At 69.9% G+C, this 5,180-nt stretch carries 5 protein-coding genes; 4 read left to right on the top strand and 1 reads right to left on the bottom strand.

Annotation, left to right across the window (positions count from 1 at the left end; genetic code table 11):
• Positions 1 to 1,282, bottom strand: a 1,282-nt coding sequence (locus E1289_RS36365) for a tannase/feruloyl esterase family alpha/beta hydrolase (RefSeq protein ID WP_131988525.1), incomplete at its 3' end; no start/stop codon positions are given.
• Positions 1,283 to 1,543: 261 nt separating this feature from the next.
• Here E1289_RS36365 and E1289_RS36360 point away from each other — a divergent pair.
• From E1289_RS36360 to E1289_RS36345, 4 genes are read left to right on the top strand one after another with little or no spacing between them, the layout of a single operon-like run.
• Positions 1,544 to 2,347, top strand: coding sequence for an ABC transporter ATP-binding protein (locus tag E1289_RS36360; RefSeq protein WP_131988523.1), 804 nt, complete (start codon positions 1,544 to 1,546; stop codon positions 2,345 to 2,347).
• Positions 2,334 to 3,026 carry an ABC transporter ATP-binding protein gene (locus E1289_RS36355; RefSeq protein WP_131988521.1) on the top strand — a complete coding sequence of 231 codons (693 nt, stop codon included), beginning with the start codon at positions 2,334 to 2,336 and terminating at the stop codon, positions 3,024 to 3,026. The genes E1289_RS36360 and E1289_RS36355 overlap by 14 nt, the downstream gene beginning before the upstream one ends.
• A gap of 10 nt (positions 3,027 to 3,036) precedes the next feature.
• Positions 3,037 to 4,275, top strand: coding sequence for an ABC transporter substrate-binding protein (locus E1289_RS36350; RefSeq protein ID WP_131988519.1), 1,239 nt, complete (start codon positions 3,037 to 3,039; stop codon positions 4,273 to 4,275).
• 12 nt (positions 4,276 to 4,287) lie between these two features.
• Positions 4,288 to 5,151 (top strand): branched-chain amino acid ABC transporter permease, encoded by an 864-nt coding sequence (locus E1289_RS36345; RefSeq protein WP_131988517.1) that lies wholly within the window; start codon positions 4,288 to 4,290, stop codon positions 5,149 to 5,151.
• Positions 5,152 to 5,180: the final 29 nt, after the last annotated feature.

Genomic DNA, 5,180 nt, shown 5'->3' with positions numbered 1-5,180 from the left:
GGGTGGTGCTCGGCGGGGGCGTCCGGCCGTCCCGCGTCCAGTTCTCCAGCGCCGTGAAGGCCGTCCGCATGCAGGGGAGGAGGGGGCGCAGGCGGTCCGGGTAGGTGTCGTAGAGGCCGTCGACGTGGTTGGCGGCTTCCAGCCGGTAGTAGCGGAACGGGGCCTTGCCCTTGGCGCGGACGAGCTTGGCGTAGACGTCGGAGTCGGTGCCGATGGGGAGCAGGGTGTCGTAGGTGCCGTGGAGGGTCATCAGGGGTTTGCGGATCCGTCCCGTGAGGGCGACGCGTGCCACGGCCCGGTGGACCTTCCGCGGGCGTGCGGCGTAGTCGTAGGCGGCTTCCTCTCCCGTGTAGGCCGGGTCGAATTCCTCTCGGTAAATGCGCTGGGTGAGCCCCCAGTAGACCTGGTCGTGGAATGGCCAGAGGAATTCCGAGCCGGGGGCGAGACCGGCTTGCAGAAGTGTCTTGTGGGCGGACTGGTCCCCCGCCTCGTACGCCGGGTAGGCGCGGAGGATGGACGGAAGGTAGGTGAACAGGTTCGGGCCCTTCTCGCGCCAGAGGGTTCCTTCCGCGTCGATGCCTCCGTCGTACAGGTGGGGCCTGTTCTCCAGCTGCCATCGGACGAGGTAACCGCCGTTGGAGATGCCCGCCGCGAACGTCCTGCCCGGCCGGCGTCCGTAATGGCCGGCCACGGTCTTCTTGGCGGCGCGGGTGAGCTCGGTCAGCCGGTGGTTCCACTCGACGACGGCGTCACCGGGGCGGCGGCCGTCCTTGTAGAACTCGAGGCCGCTGTTTCCCTTGTCGGTCGCGGCGTAGGCGTAGCCCTGGGCGAGGACCCAGTCGGAAATGGTGAAGTCGTTGGCGTACTGGCGCCGGTTGCCGGGTGAGCCGGCGACGACGAGTCCGCCGTTCCAGTTCTCGGGCAGCCGGATGACGAACTGGGCGTCGTGGTTCCAGCCGTTGTTGGTGTTGGACGTGGAGGTGTCCGGGAAATAGCCGTCCACCTGGACGCCGGGGACGCCTCCGGGGTTGCGGGTCCCGGCCGCGTGCAGGCCCGCCCAGTCGGCCGGGACGGTGTGGCCGGAGGCGATCGTCCCGGCCGTGGTGAGGTCGTCCAGGCACGCCGTGACCTGCTTCTCCGCGCCCGGGACCCGGAGCCCTGGAGCGCAGCCGCGATCTTGAGCGAGCCCCTGCGCGGGCCCTTGCGCGGGCCCTTGCGCATGGGCGGGGGAGGCCAGGGTGGCGGCGACGGCACCTGCGGTCAGGACGCTTCGGACGATCATTCCGGCTCCTCTGGACGGGACGTCAGGTGCCGGTCATGGTTCAGCCAGGTGGTGACCGGGACCACGTGGGACGGCCACATATCGGCGAGGTCCGCCATGTGTCAGGGCTCTGTCCTGCGAGTGGTGTGGGTCACAGCCGTATCCGGGGCCCGGAATATGGGCCGGGCTCACATGGTCCGGTGTTCGGGCGCCACCTAGCGTTCCCGATCACGGCGGCCCGGATCCGGTCCGGGCCACCTTAGACGAGCGTGAGGAGGGCGCATGGGCGACCCCGACCCGAAGGGACCCGTCCCGGAGGGGCCCGTCCCGGAGGGCCCGGTCCTGGCGGCGCGCGGCCTGGTCAGGGAGTTCCGCGGCTTCCGCGCGGTGGACGGCGTGGACCTCGACATCGCCGAGGGCTCCGTCCACGCGCTGGTGGGCCCGAACGGCGCCGGCAAGACCACCCTGTTCAACCTGCTGACCGGCTTCCTGAAGCCGACGGCGGGCAGCGTCCGGCTCGGCGAGCACGAGCTGGCCGGACGGAGCCCGGAACGGATCGCGCGGCTCGGCCTGGCCAGGTCGTTCCAGATCACGAGCCTGTTCGCCGAGCTGACCCCGAAGCAGCACGTGGAGCTGGCCCTGGCGGGCCGCAGCGGGCTCGGCTGGCGGTTCTGGCGCTCGGACGCCGCGCTCGGACGCTACGCGGCACGCGCGGCCGAACTGCTCGACCAGGTCGGGCTGGCCGGACACGCGGACGTCCCGGCAGGGTCGCTGGCGTACGGACGCAAACGCGCGCTGGAACTGGCCCTCGCCCTCGCGCTCGACCCGAAGGTGCTGCTGCTGGACGAGCCGACCGCCGGCATGGGCGTGGAGGACGTCGACCGCACCGTCGCGCTCATCAAACGGGTGCGGGAAGGCCGCACGGTGGTGCTGGTCGAGCACAACATGAGCGTCGTATCCAACCTGGCCGACCGCGTCACGGTCCTCCAGCACGGCCAGGTCCTCGTCGAAGGTCCCTACGCCGAGATCCGTCACGACCCCCGTGTCGTCACCGCCTACCTCGGAGACTCCAATGCTGAGCGTTGACGGCCTGTCCGCCTGGTACGGCGAAGCGCAGGCCCTGCGCGAGGTGTCGCTACGCGTGGGCAAGGGCGAAATCGTCACCCTCGTCGGACGTAACGGCGCCGGCAAGACCACGCTCCTGCGCAGCCTGATGGGCCTACACCAGGGCGTGTCCGGGACGGTGCGCTTCCTAGGCGACGACATCAGCGCCCTGAGCCCGCACAAGCGCAGCCGCCGCGGGCTTGGCTACGTCCCAGACGACCGCGGCATCTTCGCCACGCTGTCGGTGGAGGAGAACCTCACGCTGCCGCCGGTCATGGGGCCGGACCCGTGGCCGCTCGACCGGGTGTACGAGACGTTCCCGAAACTGCGGGAGCGGCGCCGCTTCCCCGGGACGAAGCTGTCGGGCGGCGAGCAGCAGATGCTCGCGCTGGCGCGGGTGCTGCGGACGGGCGCCCGGCTGCTGCTGTGCGACGAGCCCACCGAGGGCCTGTCGCCCCTGATCGTCGCCCAGATCGGCGACATCCTCCGCGAGGTCAAGGCCGCTGGAGTGACCGTCCTGCTGATCGAGCAGAACGTGCACTTCGCCGCCACCGTCGCCGACCGCCACCACCTGCTCGCCGAGGGCCGGATCGTCGAGTCCATGGACAACGACGAGGTCCTCGCCCGCGAGAACGAACTCCTGCAGTACCTCGGAATCTAGGAGAGCCCTGATGAGACTTCTCGGACGTTCGGCCGCGCTCGCGACCGCCGGAGCGCTGCTGGCTGGCTGCGCGGGCGGCCCCGGCGGGGGCGGCGGCGCGATCAGCGACGACAAAGTGGTGCTGGCCGTACTGACCGACCAGTCGGGCGTGTACGCCGACCTGTCGGGCAAGAACGCCGTCGAGGCGGTCCGGATGGCCGTCGCCGACTTCAAGGCCAAGTACGGCGACAAGGCGGTGACCGAGAACATCGAGGTGATCGGCGCCGACCACCAGAACAAGCCCGAGATCGCCAACTCCAAGGCGCAGGAGCTCTACGACCGGCAGAAGGCCGACCTGATCCTGGACGTGCCGACCTCATCGGCCGCGCTCGCCGTCGCCAACGTCGCCAAGACCAAGAAGAAGGTCTTCATCGACGTGGGCGCCGCCACGACGGAGCTGACGGGCAAGCAGTGCAACAAGTACACGTTCCACTACGGCTACAACAGCTACATGCTGGCGCACGGCACCGGCACCGCGCTGACCAAGGACGGCGCCAAGAACTGGTACCTCGTCTACCCGGACTACGCCTTCGGGCAGGACATGGAGAAGACGTTCCGGGCATCGGTCGAGTCGGCCGGCGGGAAGATCGTCAAGAGCGACCCGACGCCCTTCCCCAACGACAACTTCTCCACGTTCCTGCTGAAGGCGCCGAACCTCGACCCCAAGCCGCAGGTGCTCGGCGCCATGCAGGCCGGCGGTGACCTCGTCAACCTGGTGAAGCAGTACAACGAGTACAAGCTGCGCGACAAGGGCGTGGACCTCGCGGTCGGCCTGATGTTCCTGACCGACATCCACTCCCTCGGCCCGGACGCCATGGCCGGGACGCGGTTCACCGACTTCTGGTACTGGAACGCCGACGAGGACAACCGCGCGTGGGCCGACAAGTTCCACGCCAAGACCGGCACCCGCCCGACGGCCGTCCACGCGGCCGACTACTCGGCGGCCCTGCAGTACCTGGAGGCCGTGCAGCGCGGCGGCACCGACAAGGCCGACGACGTGGTCGCGCAGCTCGAAGGCCACAAGGTCGACGACATCTTCACGGCCACCGGCACCATCCGCGCCGAGGACCACCTCCTCACCCACGACGCCTACCTCGCGGAGGTGAAGCCGTCCAGCGAGGTCAAGGAGCCGTGGGACTACGAGAAGATCGTCTCGACGATCCCGGCGGCCGAGGCGTTCCAGCAGCCCGACGCCTCCTGCGAGCTCTGAGGCGGCCGCGACGTGCTTCAGCAGGCGTTCAACGGCCTGGTGGGCGGGGCGTTCTACGCCCTGCTCGCCCTCGGCCTGTCGATCATCTTCGGGATGCTGCGCGTGGTGAACTTCGCGCACGGAGCCTTCTACATGCTCGGCGCGTTCGGTTCCTACGTGCTGCTCGACTCGTTCGGGGTGAGCTTCTGGCTGGCGCTGCCGCTGGTCCCGATCGTGCTGGGCGTCCTCGGGGTGGTGCTGGAGCGGCTGTTCATCCACCGCCTGGCGCCCCTCGACCCGCTCTACAACTTCCTGTTCACCTTCGGGCTCGCGCTGATCCTGCAGGACCTGGTCAAGCGGCAGTACGGCGTGCAGTCCCAGCCGTATCCGCGGCCGTCCGCGCTGCGCGGTTCGATCGACCTGGGCCTGTTCACCTATCCCGCCTACCAGGTCTTCGTGCTCGGCGTGTCCGTGCTGGTGTGCGGGGCGGTGTGGGTGGTCCTCACCCGGACCCGCGTCGGCATGATCGTCCGGGCGGCGACCGAGCGGCCCGAGCTGACCCGCGCGCTCGGCATCGACGTCGCCCGCTGGGTGACGCCCGTCTTCGGGTTCGGTGTCGCGCTCGCCGGGTTCGCCGGCGTCCTCGCCGCGCCGATGCGGGCGGTCAACCCGCTCATGGGCGCCGACCTGATCATCACGGTGTTCGCCGTGGTGGTGATCGGCGGCCTCGGCTCGGTGTTCGGGTCGGTCGCCGCCGGGTTCACGGTCGGGCTCGTGTCGGCGCTCGGCTACTACTACGTCCCGTCGCTGTCGCAGACCCTGGTGTTCATCCTGATGGCCGCGGTGCTGCTGTGGCGTCCCGCGGGCCTGTTCGGACGCGAGGAGGCGACCATATGACCCCCTCCACCGTGACCCCCGCCGTGACC

Origin of the sequence: Actinomadura sp. 6K520 (assembly GCF_004349245.1) — a bacterium.
GTDB lineage: Bacteria > Actinomycetota > Actinomycetes > Streptosporangiales > Streptosporangiaceae > Spirillospora.
This window is presented reverse-complemented; position numbering and strand designations above follow the sequence as displayed.